At 60.3% G+C, this 22,755-nt stretch carries 19 protein-coding genes; 9 read left to right on the top strand and 10 right to left on the bottom strand.

What is annotated here, in order from left to right:
- The first annotated feature begins 58 nt into the window (after nucleotides 1-58).
- Nucleotides 59-2,146 (top strand): M3 family metallopeptidase, encoded by a 2,088-nt coding sequence (locus tag DVJ77_RS14345; protein WP_114846196.1) that lies wholly within the window; start codon nucleotides 59-61, stop codon nucleotides 2,144-2,146.
- A 62-nt stretch (nucleotides 2,147-2,208) separates the two neighbouring features.
- Here DVJ77_RS14345 and DVJ77_RS14340 read toward each other — a convergent pair whose 3' ends face one another.
- The gene (locus tag DVJ77_RS14340; RefSeq protein WP_114846195.1) at nucleotides 2,209-2,418 is read right to left on the bottom strand and encodes a cold-shock protein; all 210 of its coding nucleotides are present in this window, start codon (nucleotides 2,416-2,418) and stop codon (nucleotides 2,209-2,211) included.
- Nucleotides 2,419-2,654: 236 nt separating this feature from the next.
- Here DVJ77_RS14340 and xth point away from each other — a divergent pair, with 236 nt between their 5' ends.
- Together xth and DVJ77_RS14330 are read left to right on the top strand one after the other, a co-directional pair.
- Nucleotides 2,655-3,434: an exodeoxyribonuclease III gene (xth, locus tag DVJ77_RS14335; protein ID WP_114846194.1), complete on the top strand. Its 780-nt coding sequence runs from the start codon at nucleotides 2,655-2,657 to the stop codon at nucleotides 3,432-3,434.
- A 41-nt stretch (nucleotides 3,435-3,475) separates the two neighbouring features.
- Nucleotides 3,476-4,156, top strand: coding sequence for a YecA/YgfB family protein (locus DVJ77_RS14330; RefSeq protein WP_114846193.1), 681 nt, complete (start codon nucleotides 3,476-3,478; stop codon nucleotides 4,154-4,156).
- A 97-nt stretch (nucleotides 4,157-4,253) separates the two neighbouring features.
- On the opposite strand, the gene DVJ77_RS14325 is transcribed toward DVJ77_RS14330, so the two are convergent.
- The 7 genes from DVJ77_RS14325 to DVJ77_RS14295 all read right to left on the bottom strand — a co-directional run bounded on the left by DVJ77_RS14325 (nucleotide 4,254) and on the right by DVJ77_RS14295 (nucleotide 15,823).
- Nucleotides 4,254-7,094 (bottom strand): carbohydrate binding domain-containing protein, encoded by a 2,841-nt coding sequence (locus DVJ77_RS14325; RefSeq protein ID WP_225428009.1) that lies wholly within the window; start codon nucleotides 7,092-7,094, stop codon nucleotides 4,254-4,256.
- A 5-nt stretch (nucleotides 7,095-7,099) separates the two neighbouring features.
- A complete protein-coding gene (locus tag DVJ77_RS14320; protein WP_114846191.1) occupies nucleotides 7,100-7,921 on the bottom strand; it encodes a carbohydrate ABC transporter permease in 822 nt (273 codons plus the stop codon).
- Nucleotides 7,918-8,796 (bottom strand): carbohydrate ABC transporter permease, encoded by an 879-nt coding sequence (locus DVJ77_RS14315; RefSeq protein WP_114846190.1) that lies wholly within the window; start codon nucleotides 8,794-8,796, stop codon nucleotides 7,918-7,920. The genes DVJ77_RS14320 and DVJ77_RS14315 overlap by 4 nt, the downstream gene beginning before the upstream one ends.
- Nucleotides 8,797-8,899: 103 nt before the next feature.
- Nucleotides 8,900-10,144, bottom strand: coding sequence for a sugar ABC transporter substrate-binding protein (locus DVJ77_RS14310; protein ID WP_225428008.1), 1,245 nt, complete (start codon nucleotides 10,142-10,144; stop codon nucleotides 8,900-8,902).
- Between the two features lie 80 nt (nucleotides 10,145-10,224).
- Complete coding sequence (locus DVJ77_RS14305) at nucleotides 10,225-11,694, bottom strand: glucoamylase family protein (RefSeq protein ID WP_114846188.1); 1,470 nt, start codon at nucleotides 11,692-11,694, stop codon at nucleotides 10,225-10,227.
- Between the two features lie 119 nt (nucleotides 11,695-11,813).
- Entirely contained in the window at nucleotides 11,814-14,645 is a 2,832-nt protein-coding gene (locus tag DVJ77_RS14300) for a TonB-dependent receptor (RefSeq protein ID WP_114846187.1), read from the bottom strand.
- A 140-nt stretch (nucleotides 14,646-14,785) separates the two neighbouring features.
- Entirely contained in the window at nucleotides 14,786-15,823 is a 1,038-nt protein-coding gene (locus DVJ77_RS14295) for a LacI family DNA-binding transcriptional regulator (protein ID WP_114846186.1), read from the bottom strand.
- 336 nt (nucleotides 15,824-16,159) lie between these two features.
- On the opposite strand from DVJ77_RS14295, the gene DVJ77_RS14290 reads away from it, so the two are divergent.
- From DVJ77_RS14290 to DVJ77_RS14265, 6 genes are all read left to right on the top strand, one after another.
- On the top strand, nucleotides 16,160-16,633 hold the full coding sequence (locus DVJ77_RS14290; RefSeq protein WP_114846185.1) for an SPFH domain-containing protein: 474 nt from the start codon (nucleotides 16,160-16,162) through the stop codon (nucleotides 16,631-16,633).
- A 171-nt stretch (nucleotides 16,634-16,804) separates the two neighbouring features.
- Nucleotides 16,805-17,440, top strand: a complete 636-nt coding sequence (rsmG, locus tag DVJ77_RS14285; RefSeq protein ID WP_114846342.1) for a 16S rRNA (guanine(527)-N(7))-methyltransferase RsmG — start codon at nucleotides 16,805-16,807, stop codon at nucleotides 17,438-17,440.
- A gap of 198 nt (nucleotides 17,441-17,638) precedes the next feature.
- Entirely contained in the window at nucleotides 17,639-18,517 is an 879-nt protein-coding gene (locus DVJ77_RS14280; RefSeq protein ID WP_225428007.1) for a ParA family protein, read from the top strand.
- A gap of 2 nt (nucleotides 18,518-18,519) precedes the next feature.
- Nucleotides 18,520-19,392, top strand: coding sequence for a ParB/RepB/Spo0J family partition protein (locus DVJ77_RS14275; protein WP_191983699.1), 873 nt, complete (start codon nucleotides 18,520-18,522; stop codon nucleotides 19,390-19,392).
- 165 nt (nucleotides 19,393-19,557) lie between these two features.
- A complete protein-coding gene (locus DVJ77_RS14270; protein ID WP_114846184.1) occupies nucleotides 19,558-20,274 on the top strand; it encodes a glycosyltransferase in 717 nt (238 codons plus the stop codon).
- Nucleotides 20,275-20,351: 77 nt separating this feature from the next.
- Nucleotides 20,352-20,744 carry a DUF488 domain-containing protein gene (locus tag DVJ77_RS14265; RefSeq protein WP_114846183.1) on the top strand — a complete coding sequence of 131 codons (393 nt, stop codon included), beginning with the start codon at nucleotides 20,352-20,354 and terminating at the stop codon, nucleotides 20,742-20,744.
- On the opposite strand, the gene DVJ77_RS14260 is transcribed toward DVJ77_RS14265, so the two are convergent.
- A complete protein-coding gene (locus DVJ77_RS14260; RefSeq protein WP_114846182.1) occupies nucleotides 20,698-21,642 on the bottom strand; it encodes a patatin-like phospholipase family protein in 945 nt (314 codons plus the stop codon). The genes DVJ77_RS14265 and DVJ77_RS14260 overlap by 47 nt on opposite strands.
- A 74-nt stretch (nucleotides 21,643-21,716) precedes the next feature.
- Nucleotides 21,717-22,700: a helix-turn-helix transcriptional regulator gene (locus DVJ77_RS14255; protein ID WP_114846181.1), complete on the bottom strand. Its 984-nt coding sequence runs from the start codon at nucleotides 22,698-22,700 to the stop codon at nucleotides 21,717-21,719.
- Nucleotides 22,701-22,755: the final 55 nt, after the last annotated feature.

Here is a 22,755-nt window from a genome sequence, read left to right as displayed (position 1 = left end):
TCCCCATGCTTGATTTCCCCCCGGTCCATCGCCACGCTGGCAGACCCAAGGAGATGCCATGACCCAAGATAATCCGCTGCTGGCCGACGATACCCTGCCCGCGTTTTCGCAGATTCGCCCCGAACATATCGAGCCGGCGATCGACAGTATCCTCGCCGACTACCGCAGCGGCATCGATGCGTTGACCGCAGCGGGTGCGCCGCGTGATTTCACCAGCGTGATGCTGACTCAGGAGCGGCTTGAACAACGCTTGTCGCGAGCATGGGCCCCCGTCGGTCATCTGCATTCTGTGGCTGATAGCGAAGCGTTGCGCAAGGTCTACGGTCCGACCGAAGAAAAGCTTACCGAACACGCCATCGAGCTAGGCCAGAACCGCGAGCTATACGCCGCCGTGCAGGCATTGGCCGACGCGCCTGATTTCGCCACGCTACCGCGCCCTGAGCGCGCCCTGGTCGAGCATGCGCTACGCGATTTCTATTTGTCCGGTGTCGCGCTGGAAGAGCCCGCGCGTTCACGCTATCGCGCCATCGGCGTGGAGCTTTCCAAACTTTCCACCGAGTTCTCCAACGCCGTGCTGGACGCCACCGACGCCTGGCACGAACACATCACTGACGAGCGTGATCTGGCCGGTGTGCCAGAGTCCGGCACCGCCGTGTTGCGCCAGTATGCGAAAGAGCAAGAGTTGGACGGTTACCTGGTCACGCTAAAACAGCCCAGCGTGCAAGCCGTGCTTACCTACGCGGACAACCGCAACCTGCGCGAGCGCGTGTACTGGGCCTACCAGACCCGCGCCTCCGATCAGGGCCCGCACGCCGGCAAGTTCGACAACACGGTACGCATTGAGCAAATCATCGCGCTACGCCACGAAGCGGCGCAGTTGCTCGGTTTCGCCAACGCCGCCGAGGAATCGCTGGTGACCAAGATGGCTAACTCGTCGCAAGAGGTCTTGCAGTTTCTGCGTGATCTCGCCGCTCGCGCCAAGCCGGTGGCACAGCAAGATCTGGCTACCCTGCGAGCATTCGCCAGCCAGGAGCTGAAACTCGATAACCTCGAATCTTGGGACGTCGCCTATGTCTCCGAGAAGCTGCGCCAGCAACGCTACGCGCTGGACGAGGAACAGCTCAAACCCTATTTTCCGCTGCCGGCCGTGATCGACGGTTTGTTTGAGCTCACCCAGAAGCTCTACGGCATTACCCTCGCCCTGCGCGATGGCGTCGATGTATGGCATCCCGACGTGCACTATTACGATGTGCGCGATGCCGATGGCCGTGTATTCGCGGGTGCCTATGTCGACCTGTATGCGCGCAGCGGCAAGCGTGGCGGCGCTTGGATGGATGTCTGCCGCGCACGTTTCAAGGACATCGACACCCATACTCATGGGGGCGAGGCACATGAGAGCCTGCAGTTGCCGGTGGCTTTTCTTACCTGCAACTTCGCGCCGCCTACCGAAGGCAAGCCGGCCCTGCTCACCCATGACGATGTGCTTACCTTGTTTCACGAGTTCGGCCATGGCCTGCATCATCTGCTGACCGAAATCGCCCTGCCCTCGATTGGCGGCATCGATGGTGTGGAGTGGGATGCCGTCGAGCTGCCCAGCCAATTCATGGAGAATTTCGGCTGGAATCGCGAAGCGCTCGACATGTTCGCCCGCCACTACCAGACCGGCGAGCGACTGCCCGACGAGCTCTTTCAGCGCATGCTCGCCGCGCGGCATTTCCAGGCCAGCCTGTTTTTGGTGCGCCAGTTGGAATTCGGGTTATTCGACTTCCTGCTGCATCTGGAATACGACCCGGCGGAGGGCGCGCGCACCTTGCGCGTACTCGAACAAGCACGCAAAGAGGTCGCGGTATTGCATCCGCCGGCCTGGCAGCGTTTTCCGCATGGCTTCAGTCACATCTTCGCCGGCGGCTATGGCGCCGGTTATTACAGCTACTTGTGGGCCGAGCTGCTAAGCGCCGATGCGTTTGGCGAGTTCGAAGAGCTGAGCGCCCAGGGCCGCAGTGCGATCGACCGCGCCACCGGCGAACGTTTCCGCCGCGAGATTCTGGCTGTGGGCGCCAGTCGCCCCGCATTGGAAAGCTTCATAGCCTTCCGTGGTCGTAAACCAGAACCTGAAGCGTTGTTGCGTAGTCACGGTTTGGCGTAAGCCTTCCAGGCATAAAAAAGCCCGCCGAAGCGGGCTTTTTGTTCTACTAAATCCGGTCAGCCTTAGGCGACCTGGACTTCTTCAGCTTGCAGACCCTTCTGGCCCTTGGCAACAACGAAGGTGACGCGCTGGCCTTCCTGCAGGGATTTGAAGCCCGAGCCCTGGATCGCGCGGAAATGCACGAACAGGTCATCACCGCTTTCCGGGGTGATAAAGCCAAAGCCCTTGGCATCATTGAACCACTTGACGGTACCGCTACTACGATTCGACATAAAACTTACCTTTGACACATGAATGATTTGTGGCCTGGAGGGAAATGCTGCGTTTGGCCACAAAATAGAAGCAGCGTATTTGAGTTATCTCAAATCCCCAACTGGGTAGCATACTCCCTAAATTGGCCAGATGTGGCATCACCTGGTTCAGGTTGGCCAGGCAGGCTGGCAAACAAGCTGCCGAAAAGGTCAAGGAATGAGCGCGGGCGGCCTCTCGCATCCCCTACAATGGGCGGATGAAAATCGCCTCCTGGAACGTAAATTCGCTGAAAGTGCGCCTGCCGCAGTTGATTCAGTGGGCGGCCGAAGCCCAGCCGGACATCATCGCGCTGCAGGAAACCAAGCTCGAAGATGCCAAGTTTCCGGTCGACGAGCTCGCCGCAGCGGGTTATCGCGCGGTGTATTCGGGGCAGAAGACCTACAACGGCGTGGCGATTCTGACGCGGGACGCGACGCAACCCGAGTTCAAGGACGTCGTCACCGACATCCCTGGCCTGGACGATCCCCAGCGGCGGATTCTCGCGGCAACCATCGGTGACGTGCGCGTCGTCGATCTATATGTGGTCAACGGCAAGGCGGTGGGCGACGAGAAATATGCCTACAAGCTGGACTGGCTGACCAAAGTGCATGCGTTTCTGGCGCAGGAGATAGCGCGTCATCCGAACCTGGTGGTGCTGGGCGATTTCAACATCGCCCCGGATGATCGCGATGTCTACGATCCGGTCGCCTGGGGTGAAGAAGTGCTGTGCTCGCCCGCTGAGCGGGCAGCGCTGAAATCGATCACCGAGCTGGGCCTGCACGACAGCTTCCGCCTGTTCGAACAAGGCGGTGAACACTACAGTTGGTGGGACTACCGTCAGGCTGCGTTCCGGCGCAACATGGGCGTTCGCATCGACTTGATCTTGATCGGCGATGCGTTGAAATCCGCAGCGAAAACAGCCGCCATCGACCGCACGCCGCGACGCTGGGAACGCCCTTCCGACCATACGCCGGTAACACTGGATCTGGAAATCTAGGATCATCTCGTCCACGGACGACTTGCTTGCACAGGCTGCTGATGAATACCTCCAAGACCGACTGGCCCAGCTCGCTGGACGATAACGAACTCGACGAACTGGATCGCTACCTGCGCGGCCACGCCGGCGATGGCGACCTGCTGCTCGATGGCGTGCATGGCATGCTCTCGGGGCTGGCCGTGGGGCCGTTGCACGTGCTGCCTGAAGAATGGCTGCCTGAAGTACTGCACGAGCCGTTTGCCGACGAGGAAGAAGGCAATCGCGTGCTGGCCTTGCTGGCTAAACTCAACGATTCGATCAGCGCCGAACTGGATGTGGATGCCTACGAGCCGATTCTCGGCGAAGTGGACACCGATACCGGCCCGATACTGAGTGCAGCCGGTTGGTGCGAAGGCTTTAGCCGCGCTATCGACCTGCGCGCCGGTCTATGGGAGAAGCGCCTGGCCGATGACCCGCAACTGATGGAGCTGCTGGGTCCGGTGATGGCTTTGGCTGTGGACGAAGGCGTGCTTAGTGCCGAAGCGGATTTCGCCAAGCTCAGTGACGACGAATACGACGAGTGCCTGGCCCAGGTGCCGATGGTGCTTGGCGCAGTCAATCATTACTGGCACGAGCATCCGGCCACCGAGGCCGAGCTGGAGGCTGAGGTCAAGCCCAGCGATGAGAAGGAAGAAGACAGCAGCGGCCCGCCGCGCCAGCGCAGTGGGCACTGGGTACATTGATTGAATGCCCGCGTCCCGTGAAACCGGGATGCCGTCAGAGACGCGGACTACGGGGAGATATGGTTCTCCCTGTTTGCCGGGGGAAGGATACTCAGCGTTATCGCTCGATGTTCAACGTCGCCGGGACGGTACGGATAACGATCTCGCGCGCGCGCCATGCCACCGGCTGCCCATTCAGCCAGGCCTGACCAGGCGGTTTATCCGCATACGGCCACGGCAACACCAGCCCGCCGGGCGGCGGCGTCAGCCCTTTTTTGACGCGCAGTTCGAGTTTTCCACCCACTTCGCGCAGCGTGTAGCCAAGCTCGCCGTACGGTGTGCGCAGTCGTTCAATGCCAACTCCTTCGCCCTGTAGCCAAGTCGAGGGAATGCCGGCAGCGAGTACCAAGGCATGGTCACCCGCACGCTCGTAGGCAAACAGGTCATAGGCCGAGCGCAAATAGTCCGATGCAATCCACGCATGTGGCATATCGCCGACAAAGCGCGGTTTGCGCAGATCGCGGCCGACTACTTCAGCCCACTGGTTCCATGCCGCGGGTCGGCGGCCGGCGAAGAAGAACGTCAACAGCGGCTCCACCCGATCGCGCCACCCCAGACGCACGAAGCTGGCGATCGTACGCAGTTCGTAGGGGGTGTAATCGTCCCACTCTGTTTTGCCATCGCGGCGTTGCAGAAATCCCTGCCAATAGCGTTCGAAGGTGCGCTCCAGCAAGCCCGGCGGAAGCCAGGTTTGGCCATCATTGGGCGACAACGCGATGGTGGTCGAGGTAGCGTCGAAATCGCCCAACTCGGCGGCGCCGGGTAGGAAATCGATGCCGTGTTGGGTCATCGCAGCGTTGATGGAGCGTTGCAAATCGGTGCGGAACGTATCGCGTGCCGAGGCTATGCGAGCGGCATCATCGGGTTTATCGAGGGCCGTGGCGAGCAGCACCGCATCGTCATAACCCTGTAGCGCCCAAAAGTCGTCCCAATACGAATGCATGGGCTTGGCCGAATAGCCTTCATGGCTGATCGAGGCCGGCATCAGGCCGTACAGCGCGCGTCTTTCGGCAGTTTGGTTAGCCGGTGAGCGCTCACTCTCGCGCAGCTTGTCCATATAGGTAACGGCACGTGCGACGGTCGGCCACAGTTTTTCCAGCTCGGCACGGTCGTGCGTATAGCGCCATAGTTCGGCGATCGCGAAAATCATTTCACCGTGGCTGTCGTTCTCCGGCACCGGATCGGAGCCGCGCGCATCGACACAACAAGGCACCTTGCCGTTGCTGAATTGATGCGGGGCGTACCAGCGGACAAACTCGGCGGCAACCTCGGCATGGCCGCTGCGCACCAGACCTTCGGTCATCATCGCGCCATCGCGCACCCAACTACGCGCGTAAGAACGGGTACCCGGTTGCAAGGCTGGACCGTCACGCGACAGCAGCATCTGCGCTAGCGCGCTGCGCGCGGTATCGGCGATGGCTTGTTGCGCACGGGGTAGATGCAACGTCACGCGATTGAGTTTGTCGCGCCATAGGTTTGCCGTACTGACCAACTGTTGTTGCAACCAAACCGCTGCATCGCCGGACACAGTATCGTCAAACGCAGCCATGCTCTCTTCATGCCAGGGCACGACCAGGCCCACAGTGCGACTGCCGTGCGCCGGTAGCTCAAGCCGATAAAGCATCGCGCCCTGGCCAAAACCCTGCGCATCGTGCAGACGTGAAGCACCCCGCTGTGTGTTTTCAGTCGGGCGTTGTCCTGCCAAACGTTGCGCCAAGGCAGCGGCATCGTAGCCACGCGTATCGAAACCATCGGCGACAAAGGCATCCGTGTGTTGCAGCGGCAGCACGCGGGTATGGCCGTTTACGGTAAGGCTATGGCCATCCCAGTAGAGGTCGTGGATGCTGCTGATACCGCCGGGCGTGTTGAGAAACTGCGTAGGTGGATTGACTTGAAACGGCCGCGTCATCAGCGCAAGCGTGAGTTGACGTGGCCGATCGCTGTCGTTGTGCAGGACATAACGCAGCAGCAGTTGCGAGCGCTGTGGCGTGCCGGTGGCAAAGGCGGTCGTCTCCAGGCTGAGTGTATCGGCCTGCCAATGCACGGTAGGTATCGGCAAATAGCCATCTTCGAGCCGCTGGGTGGTTTTTACCGATGCCCAATGAATGATTTCGTGGTCGCTGAACAACAGGGGTTCGATCGACCAACCGCCTTTGTCTACCTCTACTGCGCCGTCTTCTGACAGCAGCGCCGAGTGCTTGGCGCCACCATCCACGCCGACCAAGGTCCAATAGCTCTGTTCCCCGGAGAACCCACGCGGATACAGGCCACGCGGCGCCTGTGCCGCTTGCTCCAGTAGTAAGGCGTTGGGCGTTTTCGGTGGCGCGGCTGTCGCAGGCTCTGTTGGCAGCGGGGCCAGCTTGAGATTGTCCACACACAACTCGCCCTTGCCGCCTTGTCCGGCGTAGACCGTGAATTCGAGCCCATGGGTGTGCCGCAATGTGCGGTCCTTACCCGGGCCCCAGGCGAACTCGATATCGCGGCGACGCACCTCGATATGCTGCCAAGTCGCTGTCGGCTCGAAGTGTTCGCGGCGAAACCACCACACGTTGTCGCCGCTGGCGTCGATCAACTTTAGCTGCAGATCGTTCGGCGCCATCGTGCCGCGGACGTCGAATGACAGCGCGAAGTTATCTGGAAAGGTGATGGGCAGTGTGCGGCGCAACGTCGCCGCACCGGATACGCCTTGGAAGTCGAATGCCAGGCACAGCGCCTTACCGTCGACGCTTCGCAGCGACGTGCTGACGTCGTCGGTGCCTTCGGCGTGCCAGAGGGTGGGCTGGCTGAAATCATCTAAGGTTTGTGCCTGCGCCGCCATGCCAAAGGCAAGCCATAGGCCAAGCACCATCCCTACGCTCTTGCCTGTTTGCCAGCGGACCGGCTCCCTGTAGTTCTTCATGCACATCAGCCCTTCACGCTGCCCAGCAGCAGTCCTTGCAGGTAGTAGCGTTGCAAGGCTAAAAACAACAACAGCACTGGCAGCACGGTGACGACCGAGCCGGCCATCATCAATTCCGAATCCTGTACGTGCTCGCGCGACAGCGAGGCCAGCGCGATCGGCAAGGTGTAATGCTCTTGTCCGGTCAATACGATCAACGGCCACATAAAATCGTTCCAGGCCGCAAGAAAGGTGAAGATCGCCAGCGTCACCATGATCGGTTTGAGCAACGGCAACACGATCTGCACAAAGATGCGCAGCTCGCCGGCGCCATCGATGCGTGCAGCCTCCAGCAACTCATCCGGCACTGTGCGTGCGTATTGGCGTACTAGAAAGATGCCGAAGATAGTCGCCATCGCCGGCACGATCACTCCAGCGTAGCTATTGACCAAGCCAAGATATTTCAACAGCAGAAATAGCGGCAGCATGGCTACTTGAGCCGGTATCACCAAGGCGCCGATCAGCACCTGAAACAATCGTTCGCGCCCGGCGAAACGCAGCTTGGCGAAGGCGTAGCCGGCCATCAAATTGCAGGCGAGCGCGAGCGCGGTAATCGCAACGGACACCAGCAAGCTGTTGAGCAAATAGCGGCCCATGCCGGCGCGCGCGAACAGCTCGTGATAGTTCGCCCAGGTCGCATGCTTGGGTAATAACGGTGGCGGCAACGAGCTGGCTTCGCCGGGCGTCATGAACGAGACCGACAACATCCACAACAACGGCAACAACGCGACAACGGCTACACCGAGCAGCAGTCCATTGACCATGGCCTTTGCCAGCCGCGGATTCATGCCTCACCCCCGCGTCGCGAGAATCGAAGCAGCGTAGCCGTTACCGCGAACATGATGACGAATAGCAAGAAGGCCACGGCCGAGGCGGAGCCGAGGTTCCACCATTTGAAGCCCTCCTCGTACATCAGATAAAGCACGCTCACCGTACTCTGCAGCGGCCCGCCTTCGGTCATCACATAGGGCTCCGCAAATAGTTGGAAATAACCGGCGACCGTAAGCATGCCGACCATCGTCAGCGTGGGCTTGAGCATCGGCAAGGTGATGTGCCAGAACTGTCGCGGCACGGAGGCGCCGTCAATGCGCGCCGCTTCGTACAGATCGCCGGGAATGGCCTGCAAGCCGGCGAGGAAAATAATCATGTTGTAGCCAAAGTTCTTCCACACCGCGAACAAGATGATGGTCGGCATCGCCCAATGCGGATCGCCCAGCCAGTCCACCGGATGGATACCCACACTGTCGAGGGCGTAATTGATAAGGCCGTATTTGGTGTTGAATAAGTAGCGCCAGATCACCGCCACGGCGACTACTGTGGTAACCACCGGAGCGAACAATGCCGTGCGGAAGAACGGTTTCATGCGTGCCAATGGCGAGTTGAGCAATAACGCGGCACCCAGCGAGGCGGTCAACGAAAGCGGCACTCCTACCGCGACGAAATAGAACGTATTGCCCAACGCCGACCAGAACAGCCGCCGATGTAGTAGCTCCCAATAATTGCTCAGCGCGACAAAGCGCAGATTGCGAATATCAGCCAGCGCATAGAGATCGTAATCGGTGAGGCTAAGCACCAGCGCCGCGATAACCGGTAGCAGAAAGAACAAGCCAAGTACCAGCAGGGCCGGAGCGAGAAACAGCCAGGCGGCGCGTGGCGAATTCATAGCAGCGTTTCCATGTCCCGCCCTCTGCTTGTCCCAAAAAGGGGACTTTCTTCGGAAGCAGGGGGAGGTTGGCAGGGGGTGAATACAGCGAAACCCATAACCATCATCGTGACCTCCCCTGTCGATCCAGCATCCAGCGTCGTTTCTCAAGAATCCCGTCAGCGCGGCGGTCGATCTCCACCGCTGCCTGATCCACGGTGAGTTGCCCTGCAACCGCTTGTGCAGCGACCAATTGCATTTCGGTAACGATGCGCTCCCATTCGGGAATCGGCGGTGTCGGTTTCACGCGTTCGAGCTGGTCGCGAAAAGCGCGGGCCTTGGGGTCGTCGTGCAAAGCACCGCCTTCCCATGACGAACGACGCGGCGGCATATCACCGAGCAGATCATAGAAGCGTTGCTGTACGGCGGGCCGCGACAGGAATTCGACAAGCTGCCAGGCGGCCTCTTTGTGTGGCGAGCGGCGAAAAATCACCAGGCTGGAGCCGCCGGCATTCGACGCGCCCGGACCCTCTGGGCCAGGCAGCGGCGCAGTCGACCAATCGTCCTGCTGCGCTGCCGGTAGCCGCTGGCGGAACTCGCCGATATTCCATGGGCCCGACAGATAGAACGCATACACGCCACGACCGAATTCCGTCCAAGGATTACCTGCTTCGACATTGCTAATCATCGGTGCCTGATGCAGCTTGAAGGTCTCGACGTAGAACGTCAGCGCGCGCTTGAAACCGGCACTGCGGAAATTGCCGTAGCGGTTGTTGTCGCGTAACAACGGCTCGTCTTGCTGTAGCGCCAGTGCAAGCAACTGCTCGAATTCATTGGTGGGCAGCAAGATGCCGTAGCCTCGGCGCTGTGCTGGGCTCAAGGCGGCAAGCATGTGGCGCCATTGGGTCCAGTCGCGCGGCGGGGTGTCGAAGCCGGCCTGACGGAGCAAATCTTTGCGGTAGAACAACAATCGCGTATCGACGTACCAAGGCACGCCATAGAGCGTGCCATCGATGAGATTGGTCGCCCAGATGCTGGGAAAGTAATCGGCCTGCTGCACCGTGTGCGAACGTTCGACGCGCACTTGCAGCGGCTCCAGTGCGTCGAGCGCCGCCAGCTCGGGAATCCAGGTATTGCCGAGCTGGGTCAGGTCAGGCGTCGAACCGCCAGCGACGGCGGTGAGCAGTTTCTGATGTGCGGCGGTGAGTGGCAATTGCTGCAGCTTTACATGCACCCCAGGGTGTTCGCGCTCAAAATCGGGAATCAACTTGGCGACCGCTTCACCTTCGCGACCGACCGTCCAGAAGGTCAGCTCATGCGAGTCATTGGCTTGTCGCGAGCAACTGGCAAGTAAGGCAGCCATAAGCATGAGAACGGCCATCGAGCACAGGCGCCGCCTCCCCCTGCATACCGGGAAAGCAGCCCCAGGCGATGCGTGCTCGCGTTCGCTCACGGTAGTTTTGCGCCCTGATCCAACCAGCCGCCGGTAAAGCCGGCGCGCTCCAGCCCTTTACGAATGTACGGATTCTTTTTCATTACGCGCCATACAAAGTCGCTACGCCAATTCTCGGTCATCAGCAGGATCGGCCCCTGGTCGATGCCCAAATGCACCGTATCGACCCAGCCCAGCTCGGGTACCAGCCTGCCGGTGCGTAGTTCGGTCTGCAGATGGAAGCTGGGGTTGAACGCATCGACGAAACCGTATTGGTTATAGATGTACTTACCGTACCGGCGCTTCATTTCGGTCAATGCCGGAATCACGATTTCGGGCGCAAACGCGATAGAGCCAGCGGCGGCGGTCGGCACGATGGTGCCGTCGTCGGCGATGTAGTCGATACCGGCGCCGCGTGCGGTATAACCGTGGAACCTGCGTTCTTTGCCGTCGATTTTTACTACGGCTTCACCCGGACCATTGCTGGCGGTAAGCCCCCATACGTTTTCGCCATAACCGGCCCAGCCGGCGGGATTGGCGATGGCATAAGCGCGTTGTGCATACGTCGCACGGCGGCTGTTCTCGAAATAATCGAGATTGTGTTCACGACTCCATGCGTCGCGGATGCCGCGAAAATCCACCCAGACGTGGCTGTATTGATGGCCGAACAGTGGGGCGAAGCCGAGATGGGTCTGGCCGTAGAACTCGCCCCAATTGCGCTGATAGTTGGCGCTCCATGCCTTCCAGGCGTCGTCCTGGATCGGATGGGTGGGCGAGCCCAGCGCGAGGATATAAACCAGCATGCCCTCGTCGTAGCCCTTCCAGTCGTGCTCGATGAAATGGCCGCCCGGCGTCCAGCCCATGCTTATCAGTGGCGCACGCGGTTGCGCCCAGGTCCATTCCACCCGGCGGTAGATATCGTCGGCAAGCTGACGAATGTGCTTTTCCGGTGCCGTGTCACGGTCGTAGTAGGACTGCGCGAATAACACGCCGCCAAGCAGCAGCGTGGTATCGACCGTGGACAACTCGACCCAGCGGGCCTCGCGCTTGCCGGTTTGCATGTTGAGAAAGTGATAGAAAAAGCCGTGAAAGCCGGTGGCGTCGTCTTCACTATCGTTCTGCGCTGCATCGTGAAAAAAGCGCAGCGTAGTCAGTGTGCGCTCGATCGCCTGCTCACGCGTGATATAGCCGCGTTCCGCACCTACGCCATAAGCGGTCAGCCCGAAACCCACGGCGGCAATGCTGGCGAATGACTGCGTCGGGTAGTGATCCGGCACCAAGCCATTCTGCGGATTGCCGCTGGCCCAAAACCAGTCGAAGGTATGCCGCTCCAACGCGTCGATCATCGGCGGCACGTGCGCGGCACATGCTGAGGTGAGACACGCCGGCTGCATGGTTGGCTGCGCGGCCTGGGCGCTCAGCGGGATGACCCAGGCGACCAAGGCGGCGAGCGCGTAAGAGAGCACGGTTCGTTGCTTTATTTGCATGTGTTGCCTCTAAGGGACGCATGGCATGCCTGGAGCATTTCATATCCACGCTCACGGAAAGTGCATGACGGCGGCAAAGTATCCCGGCACCCATCGGAGTGCCGGGATACGAGCGGGGATCAGAAGCTGTAGCGCGCGCCGATTTGGAAGCGGCGGGTGAGGTTGGGATCGGCACCGGTCGGTTTGCCGAAGCTGGTGCTGTAGAAGTTGCCCTCGTAGGCGTTATAGACGTCGCGGTTGAATACGTTCATCACGTCGAAGCGCAGTTCCAGCGCCTGGTTGTCGCCCCAGCGAAATTCTTTGGCGATCGATAGATCCAGGTTCAGATAGGTGCGGCCATAAACGCCGTTGTACGAGTAACTGCAGTTGTAGTCGCAGGTAGCTGTGCTCTTGAACACTTCGAACGGCGTGCCCGAGCCGTAGGTAAGGATGCCGGTAAGGCGGGTATCCCATGGGCCACTGACAATGCCATTGACCACCAGATGATGCTTCTCACCCACATGGCCGCCCGGATAACCCGAAGGATCGACATAGTCCAGCGAGTAGTTGTCATGACCCTGCTGGCGTGCGTTCTGATAGGTATAGGCCACGCCCACGCCCCAGCCGGAAGCCTTGGTATAGGGTTTATCCACGCTGATGAGCACGCTGCTGGACTGGGTTTTTTTGTAGCCGTTTTTCAACACGGCGCCGTAAGGGCTGCCCGGCGCTTGCGCCAGCACGAAGCCGGGTACGACCAGACGGTTGGCCCACAGCCAGGTGAATTGGCGATAGCCAAGCACTCGCGACAACGTCAGCGAGCCAGTCCAGTCACCCAGTACTTGCCGCACGCCGAAACTGAATTGGTCGGTATAGGGCGGTTTGGTCTTGTTGTTGATCGTATCGATTTCAGTGCTGAGACCGGGCGTGCCGGAGGCAAGCAATCCGTCGAGGCCGGCCTTGGTCAGGTAAGCAGGATTCCAGGCAATGGTGTTGGCTTTGGACGGCGTGCCGTCCGCGTTAGGCGGGCTGAACTGGAACGTGTAGTTCGGTACGGCAGAGTGCAGTGCCTCCTGACTGATCCAGTCGAATGGCGTGTGATCGTAATAACGGCCTGCACCGCCAAACAGCGTGGTGCTTTGATCGCCGTCTTTGCTCACATCCAGTGAGAAGCCGAGGCGCGGTTGAATGGCGCCCTTGAATGCATTGCGCTCATTGCCCGTGCTGATGTTGTTCTGCAGGCCGAAGTACTGCAGCGTTGCGTATTGCGCCTGGGGGGTGACGTAATCTTTATTCAGCGCATTGGTCTCGTAATCCCAACGCAGGCCAAGGTTCAACTGCAACCGCTGGGTGACATCCCAATCGTCCTGTATATAGGCGCCAAGCTGGTTGGTATGCAAGTTGGCGCTGGCGCTCACGGGTGAGTAAATCGCCTTGTACGGGATCAGAAAACCGCCAGGATAGTTCGCGCCCTCTTGATAGACATAGGATGGCACCGCGTTGTTGTTCTGCTCCAGCGTGATGCCGTAGGCGGCGTATTTCACGCCGACCTTGAGTGTGTGATCGCCATGCCAGGACAGGCCCGCAAAAGTCAGGTCGTCACGCAGCGTGGTCTGGTTCTGGCCTTTGTTCTGCAGATTGCTGGCACCGCCGAGAGTCGCCACGTTGTTTTCGTAGACTTGGTGCACCGTGCTCGAATCCGCCGCGCTTGGGTTCCACTTCGCGTGCCCGGCATCGAGCAACAGATCATTTGTCCAGATATCGCCGCGCGTCTGCCATTTCAGCAGCAAGTCATCGACACGGTTCTGGCGATTGCTGCGGCTGCTGTAAGTCGTCTTGTCGCCAAAGCCGATCACTTCGTTGTCGCGTCGTGTGGTCAGGCTCAAATCGACATTGTTGTTCTGGTTGGGTTGCCAGCTCAATTTGCCGAAGAACGTTTTTTCGCGAAACGGCGCCGCGAACGTACCGTTGTATTGAGTGAAGCGTGGATCGACGATTTTTACCGTGTTGTTGCTGACGTCCTTGCGCTCTTCGTAGTTCACGAAAAACTGCAACTGGTCTTTAAGAATCGGGCCGCCCAACGAGAAACCGCGCTGTTGGCGCTCGTAGTCGGGCTTTTTGAACTTGTCCCGCTTGTCGAACGAGTCCTGCGAAATCATCGACTTGTTCTGAAAGTAGTCGTAGACCGAGCCATGAAACTCGTTGGTGCCCGACTTGGTCACGGCGGTGATGATCGCGGTGCCGGCCTGTTCGTACTCCGCCTTGTAGTTCTGCGTGAGTACGCGAAACTCCTGCACGGCTTCTTGTGAGAACGGGTTGCCACGGCTCGAATTCTGACCAGCGATACCGCCACTGAGCGCGTTATTTTTCAGACTGGCACCGTCGATGAAAACGTTTACATTATCGGCTGATTGACCACCGGCCGAGAAGCCCTTGGCGTTGGGGTCGCGCGATATCGTCACACCAGGCACCAGCTTGGCGAAATCGAGAAAGTTGCGCTCGTTCTGCGGCAGCGTATTGATCTGCGCCTGGGTGATGTTGGTCGCGACTTCAGAGGTGCGTGTCTCGATCAACGAGGCCGCGCTTACCGTCACGCTCTGCAGATTGGTAGCGTTCGCGGGGGCTGCTGCTGCGGTGGCATCGAGATTGAGGGTCAAGGCTTGACCCACTTGCACCGAGACATCGCGGCTGGCGCTGACGCCATTGCCTTTAGCTTCGATGCGATAGCTGCCCGGCGGCAGGCTGACCAAGGTGTAATTGCCGCTGGCATTGACCACGGCCTGACTGATAAAGCCGGTACGGGTATTGGTGGCGATCACTTGCGTGGCCGTCTGGCCTTGCGCGGTATCGACGTGGCCACGCACCGTAGCGGCACTGTTCTGTGCGATCGCGATGCCTGGTGCCAGCATGGCCGTAGCGATCAAGCCTGTGAGGGCCAGAGAAATTTGCCTGGATAATGTGAGTCTGTTTGCCATGACCTAACACCTTCCCCTCAACGGATCGATGAGCGCAATCGCGTGCGCCGTGGTTATCGGCTTCCGTGATGTTGGTATGAGGGAAACCCCGTTCCACTCTTGCCACAGAAGCCACAATTATTGAAACGCCCCTACGTGTCTCAGTCGGGTGTTGGTTCGAACCTCATTTCTTTGCCCTGCCACTGACTATCGCTGGATGCACGTACCACCAGCTCGGCCTTCACACGTTGATGTACGCACGGTGGCATGTCGGTGTGCTCGATCTGCACGATCAATTGCTCCAGCGCGGCCTTGCCCAGTTCGGCAATGCGCACGCGCACCGTGGTCAGCGCCGGCGTCACATAGCGCGCCATCGGTACATCGTCGAAGCCGGCTACCGCGATATCCTCGGGAATGCGCAGACCCGCTTCGCGGATCGCAGCGATGCAACCGATCGCCATCATGTCGTTGGCGGCAAATACCGCATCCGGGCGCGGCCGCATCGCCAGCAACTGCTGAGCGGCGCGATAGCCGGAAATTTCGTTGAAATCGCCCGGCAGCACCACCGCTGCGTTACCCGGTGCCTGCGCCGCCAATGTCTCGCGATAAGCCTGCTCGCGTTCGGCCGCGTCGCGGTTCTTTGGTGGGCCTTGGATAAAGGCGATGTGGCGATAACCGCGATCGATCAAATGCCGCACCATCACACAAGCGCCGCCGTAGTTGTCCACCGATAGCGCTGCGTGGGCATCGCTATCGAGCACCGTGTTCATCAAGACCGTAGGCAGGCCTTGCGGCAGATTCTGTCGTAGAAAATCCGCATCGGCATGCGGCGACATCACCAGCAGACCATCGACACGTCCTTGCATCGCGCGCAAAGCGGTGGCGGCTTCATTGGCGTCGTCGTGCGAACTCGACACCAATAGATGCAGTCCGCGAGCACGAGCGGCCAGATCGATGCCGCGAATCAGCTCCGAGAAAAATTCGCCAAACAGATCGGGCAACAGGGCGCCGATGGTGTGGGTACGACGGGTAATCAGACTGCGCGCGGCATTGTCGGGGACATAACGCAGTCGATTGGCTACCTCGCGTATCCGCCCCAATGTTTCGGCGGTGACGCCGCTCTGTCCGTTGAGCGCACGCGACACCGAAGCCACCGATACCTTGGCTTCACGCGCCACATCTTTGATGGTCACGCCCATGTCTACCCGTCCGTAGCGCTGCTGGAGTTTGATTCGAGGCTGAACGTAATCGTTTTCATCAAGTCTTGTAAAGCTTTTTAAAATCAAAGACTTTGCTGCGATGCAATAAAATGCAGGGTCACGAAGAGCCTGGCCTAGCCAAGCGTCCTTGGCCGACGGCAAGCATTTGATGGACGCGAGCTTGCATAAGTCTCTTAGTTATTAAGTCGTAAGCTGAATGGTAAGAAAACGTCAGGTCACCGTTAAATTGACATTAATCTAAGCAAGACTAAGGCGCTGTAATCTGCACCTCCGATACGAATAACAAATGACGCATAACTTGCTGATTTAGCTGCCATGACTACCCTGCTCTCCCTTCTTGTTATCAGCCTACTCGCCTTGATGGTGGGCGCCGTGAAACGGGTGCCAAATGGGCAGGTACATAGTCTTTATCGCCATGGCAGGCCACAGCGTTTATTGCCGTCAGGCATGCATCTGGTGCTGCCGCTGCTTGATCGGGTAGGTCATCGCATTGATCTTGGTGGTCAGGTGCTGCGTTTCGAGCAGTCGATGGCCGATGCGCACGATGTGCGCGGCACGGTGTACTGGCAAGTGCTTGAGCCTGAGCGTGCGGATGCGGTCATCGAGCAAGCCGATCAGTTGATTCGCGGCGGCGCCCTTGCCGCGCTGCGCGAAGAGCCCGAGTCGGCGAATGCGGATTTCAGCAACACGGACAGCCGCGATCTCGGCACCCGCCTGAAGCAGGCCATGAATAAAGTATTGCGCGAGCGCGGCATGATGGTGACGCGCGTTGAGTTGGATTTCGCCTAAGCGCCTGTTCAATGGCTCTACGCGAAATCCATGCGCAAAACGCCTTCAGAGCGTTCGCGTTAGGGGATTCTCAAACCCGCTTCGGCGGGTTTTTCTTTGCTGCCGGTAACCCCGTGCCGGATACTGCCGGCCTTTCGCGTAACGCCAGGACTACTCATGACGCCATCATCCATGACCGCACGCGCTGATCTGCAAGCGGCACTGGAACGGGGCATCGCTGCGCTCGGTCTGGATCTGCCGGGCGATGCCGTAGATCGGTTGCTCGACTATCAAGCCTTGCTGGAGCGTTGGAACGCCACTTACAACCTCACCGCCGTGCGCGATCCCGCCGAGATGATTACCCGTCACCTGCTCGACTCGCTGGCGATCCTGCCGCATGTGCAAGGCGCCACCTTGGCCGATCTGGGCACGGGCCCCGGTCTGCCGGGTATCCCGCTGGCGATCGCGGCGCCGGGACGGCAGATTTTGCTGGTCGACTCCAATGGCAAGAAGGTGCGTTTTCTGCGCGAGGCGATCCGTGCCCTCAAACTCGACGGAGTGCGCGCCGTGCAATCGCGAGTGGAAGACGTGCAAGGTCAGTTCGACTGCGTTACCGCGCGCGCCTTTGCCAGCCTCGCCGACATGCTGGGCTGGGGTGGGCATTTACTGGCCCCGGACGGTATCTGGCTGGCCATGAAAGGCAAACAGCCGGACGACGAATTGCCCGGCGTGCCAGCCGGTTTTGCCGTACGCGGCATGCATACGCTGGCCGTGCCGGGGCTGAGTGCGGAGCGCCATCTGGTGGTGCTTGGTCGCGTACACGACTGAACAGCCCCGGCCCAGCGGGTTGACTCACGGTGGCCGCCATGCGGCAGCGCGCGGCTTGGCCTGACCGACGTCAGGCGCAGCGCCACGCACCACCACCTGACGGCCACCGTGAATCAACGCGAGCTACTCGGAGACTTTAGACAGGCTCTGAATGGTAATCTAGCCCCCTTTTCACTCGCGTACGGTACCCACGAGACCATGGCTCGCATCATCGCTGTCGCCAACCAAAAGGGCGGCGTCGGCAAGACCACGACGGCCGTTAACCTTGCTGCGGCACTCGCTGCCGCGAAGCGCAGGGTGCTGCTCGTTGATCTGGATCCGCAGGGCAATGCGACCATGGCTTCGGGTGTGGATAAGCGCGCGGCCAAGCCCAATGGCTGTGAAGTGCTGTTGGACGAGGTGCCGATCGAGCAGGCCATCGTCAAAACCGAGGCGCTTTACGATCTGCTGCCCGGCAACGGCGACCTCACCGCCGCCGAATTGAAACTGATGGATGCGATCGCCCGCGAAAGCCGGCTCAAAGAGCAGTTGGCCAAGCTGGGCGATCGTTATCACACCATCTTGATCGACTGTCCGCCCTCGTTGCACCTGCTTACCCTCAATGCACTCACCGCCGCCGATGGCGTGCTGATTCCAGTGCAGTGCGAGTATTTCGCGCTGGAGGGTCTGTCCAGTCTGTTGGAAACGATCAAGGCCGTGCGCCTGCGCTTGAATCCGCAACTGGAGATCGAGGGCATGTTGCGCACCATGTACGACGTGCGCAACAACCTGGGCAACGAAGTTTCCGCGCAATTGACCCAGCATTTTGGCGACAAGGTGCTGCGCTCGATCATCCCGCGCAACGTGCGTCTGGCCGAGGCGCCCAGCCATGGTCAGCCGATTCATTTGTACGACCGCAGTTCGCGCGGTGCGATTGCCTACATCGGCCTGGCCGGTGAGATGATCCGCCGCGAACGTGGTCTGGCCGCGGCCGCTGGCGTCAGCCAGCAAGCCGAGGCGGTAGCGCTGCACGACGAAAGCGACCCGACGTTCGACCCAGCCATACTCGACGCCGCCGTCGACATTCATCAGGAGTAAGCATGGCAGCTGCAGCGAAGAAGCGTGGACTGGGCCGCGGGCTTGATGCCCTGCTAGGCGGTAGCGGCGAAGGTAGCCCCTCAGTCATCGAGCAGGAAGGCGAGCTACGCATGCTGCCGATCCAGCAGATCCAGCCAGGCAAGTACCAGCCGCGTCGTCATTGGAACGACGAAGCGCTGGACGAGCTAGCCGCGTCGATCAAGGCGCAGGGCTTGATCCAGCCGGTGGTGGTGCGAGCCATCGGCAAGAACAGCTACGAGCTGATCGCCGGCGAACGTCGCTGGCGCGCCGCACAGCGCGCGCAGTTGAGTGAGCTGCCCGCGCTGGTGAAGGACGTGCCGGAAGTGGCCGTGCCGGCGATGGCGTTGATCGAGAACATCCAGCGCCAGGACCTCACCCCGCTGGAAGAGGCCGATGCCCTCAAGCGCCTGATCGACGATTTCGACCTCACCCATCAGCAAGCGGCCGATGCCGTGGGTCGCTCGCGCGCAGCGGTATCCAACCTGCTGCGCCTCACCGAACTGCCGGCGTCGATCAAAAAGCTGCTCGACGAGAGCAAGCTGGAAATGGGCCACGCCCGCTGTTTGTTGACCCTGCCCGAGCGTGATGCCGAGCGTCTGGCGCTGGAAGCGGCGCGTAATAGCTGGAGCGTACGCGAGCTGGAGGAGGCCGCCCGTCGCGCACAGACCGCGCCGAAAGGCAAAGCCAAGAGCGTCCCGGCACGCGATCCGAACATCGCCGACCTGGAGCGTGAGCTGGCCGAGCGCTTCGCCACGCGAGTGGAGCTGGCCCATGGTCGCGGCGGCCGCGGCAAGCTGGTGATCCACTATCACAGCAGTGACGAGCTGGAAGGGATTTTAGGCAAGATTCGTTAAGACAAGTCGGCCTGTTATAGAGGCATGCCGACTTGCGTGGGGTCTTTCGGGGAGCGACCGTGACTGCTCCTTTAAATCAATGACCTGACACCATTCATCCACACGCATTAAAATGCGTCGCCTTGCGCTTTAAGGCGCTTCCGTTTTCGTAGAAAGGCTGCCTCCATGCCGCAACTTTCCGTCGTCGTGCCGGTGTTCAACGAGCGCGACAACATTCCGCCGCTACTCGCCGAAATTGCCGCCGCATTGCGCGGCAGGATCGAGTTCGAGATCGTTTACGTGGACGACGATTCCAGTGACGACAGCGTGGCGGTGCTGGCGGCCGAAAAGGCCAGATACCCCGAGTTGCGCATCGTGCGTCACCTCGCTCGCAGCGGGCAAAGCACCGCCGTATGGAACGGCGTGCGTGCGGCGAAATCGCCGTGGATCGCCACGCTCGATGGCGATGGTCAAAACGATCCGGCCGATATCCCCAAACTGTTGGCTGCGCGAGACACCGCTGCGGCCAACGTGCGGCTGTTCGCCGGCTGGCGCACCACGCGCCGCGACAGTTTCAACAAACGCATTTCTTCAAAGATCGCCAACGCGGTGCGCTCGCGCATGCTCAAAGACGCTACGCCCGATACCGGCTGCGGCCTCAAGCTGTTTGAGCGCGAGGTGTTTTTACGCCTCCCCTATTTCGACCATATGCACCGTTATTTGCCGGCACTGACCAAACGTGCCGGTTTTGTCAGCCAGAGCGTGCCGGTAGGCCATCGCCCCCGCACCGCCGGCACCTCCAAGTACGGCATGCTCGACCGACTATGGGTTGGCATTGCCGATTTGCGCGGTGTGGCCTGGCTGATGCGCCGCGGCAAGGTGACTCAGGTCGAAGAGTTGTAAAGCCGGCTCCAGGGAGCTGTCGCACAACGGTTTCGCAGGCGTATGCTGGGCATTCGTCGCCAAGCTGGGACGTTGCCATGAGCATCGTCATCAAAAGTGTCTACGAACCGGCTGCGAAAGCCGATGGCTACCGCGTGCTGGTCGATCGAGTGTGGCCGCGAGGTCTGAACAAAGAAGACGCCGCGCTGGACGTTTGGGCCAAGGAGTTAGCGCCGTCAACCGCGTTGCGGCTATGGTTTGGACATGACCCAACGCGTTGGGAGGGGTTCCGTCATTGCTACGCCGGTGAGCTGGATGCCATCGTCGAACACTGGCGTCCGCTGGCCGAGCGGGCCGCACGTCATCCGGTCACCCTGCTCTATGCCGCAAGCGACGAAGAGCATAACCACGCGATGGTATTGATGGCTTATCTCGATACCTGGCTCAAGGCACATGGCCCGCGTGTTGGTGATGTGTCGGTTGCCAGCTAGCCAGCATCTGCCGTGTCTGTTCACGGCCCAGTTCGATCAACTCGCGCGCGCGATAAAACTCGTAAGCCGTAGAGGCGTTGCGCGGTAACTGGATCAGCAGGTCTGGCTCATACGCCGCCAGGCGCAGGCGTGACAGATTGGCTTGCATCAGATCCATCGATTGGTTCAGCAGCTCCAGCACACCGGGCTCATGCGGCTTGCTTTCACTATGCGGCAGCAGCCGACCGACAAACTCACTGATGCGCTGCCGATAGCTGGCGGGGTCGATACCGTTGCCGGTGCTCATGGGCGTCGGTGCAGCGGCCTTGGCCTGACCATCCATGCTGATGGCGATCAAATAGTCGGCAGGTTCACGAATCAGCGGTGTCACCGGCACCGGATTGAGCAAGGCGCCGTCGACCAGCCGTCGACCGTTGACGAGATGCGGCCGGAACACGGTGGGAATGGCGATCGATGCGCGAATAGCATCGAACAGCGAGCCGCGCGTCAGCCACACCTCGCGCTCGCGATCGATATCGGTGGCCACGGCGGTAAAGGCAATCGGCAACGCTTCAATACACGTGTCGCCGATCAGCTTGCGCAGCGTGCCGATAATCCGTTCGCCTTTGATGAGGCCACCGCCGGAAAACGTCCAGTCGACCAGTCGCAACACATCCAGCTTGGCCAGTGAGGTCACCCAGTCGCGATAAAGGTCCAGCTTGCCCATGGCGTAGACGCCACCGATCAGCGCACCCATCGAGGTACCGGCGATGGCGGCAATTTCGTAGCCTTGCGCTTGGATTTCCTCGATCGCGCCGATGTGTGCCAGCCCTCGCGCGCCGCCGGCGCCGAGGGCTAGTGAAACCGTAGGCTTGCGCGTAACCGGAAGATCTGTGGCGGCAGTAAGGTTTGTGCTCATAGCCTGGATCAATGGCGATTAAGTCAGATCAGCCTCTGCGCAGTCGCCACGGATTGCAAGTAAGCACGCGCGAACTACCGTGGCGTTTGCTGATAACCGGTCAGCGCGAGCTGCAGCAGGATCTTCATTTCTTCACGCAGCGACATGGGTGCAACCACCTCGGCATCCGGGCCGTACTTGAGTACATCCATCAGCAGTTCTTTGGAATTGGAATACGGCAGTTTCAGCTCGTAGCGGCCATCCGACAGCCATTCGCCCTTCTGCTGCGAATGCCATTGCTCGTCGGCGACCCAGCGTGCGGCATGTTCGGAGAAGCGGATCGTCGCCCAGGCCTTCGGTTTACCGGCAAAGATGCCGTAGCTGGAGGCGAGCATTTCATTGAGATCACCCTCGGTCACATCGATGGCGGTGGTATCGAGTGACTGCGGCTCGGCAATGCGATCCACGGCGAAGCTACGCAGTGCTTCGCGGTTGTGATCCCACACGTCGAGATACCAGTTGTCGCGATAGTGAGTCAGCCGTTGCGGCGACACGGTGCGCCAGCTATCGGCATTGGTGGTGCGTGCGCGGTAGCGGAAGCGCAGTTGTTTTCGTTCCAGCACCGAGCCTGCGACGATGCGAAAGACCTGCTGATCGAGTTTGCGCTCACCCCATGCGATGACGCGGATGCGCTCGATCGGTAGCGCTTTGCCGCTGCCTTGGTCGGAAAGCAAATGTTCGATGCGCGCCTTGAACGGCGCCAGCGCGCCGGCCAACACGCCGGGGCCTGAGCGACCGATCAATTCATTGAGCGCCAGCAAGGCGGCCAGTTCATCGGAGGTCAGCCACAGGCCGGGCAGCTCGAAGCGTTCGGCCTCGCTCTGTTCATAACGGAACGCGGCATGCTCGCCGCCGGCGCTTTCGATCGGTGCGCCCAAGGCGTCGCGTAAAAAGCCGACATCGCGATACAGCGTGGCACGCGAACACTCCAACTCATCCAGCAGTCGCGGCAGCGGCACGGGGTAGTGCGCCGATTTCAGCAATCGGTGCAAGGTGAGAATGCGTTCGTAACGATCCATGGGCTAAGGTCTGTGTGGAGCCATCCCTAGCATGGGCATGGCTTATGGCAGTCGC

Source organism: Dyella tabacisoli (assembly GCF_003350925.1).
In the GTDB taxonomy this organism is placed as follows: Bacteria; Pseudomonadota; Gammaproteobacteria; order Xanthomonadales; family Rhodanobacteraceae; genus Dyella_C; species Dyella_C tabacisoli.
This window is presented reverse-complemented; position numbering and strand designations above follow the sequence as displayed.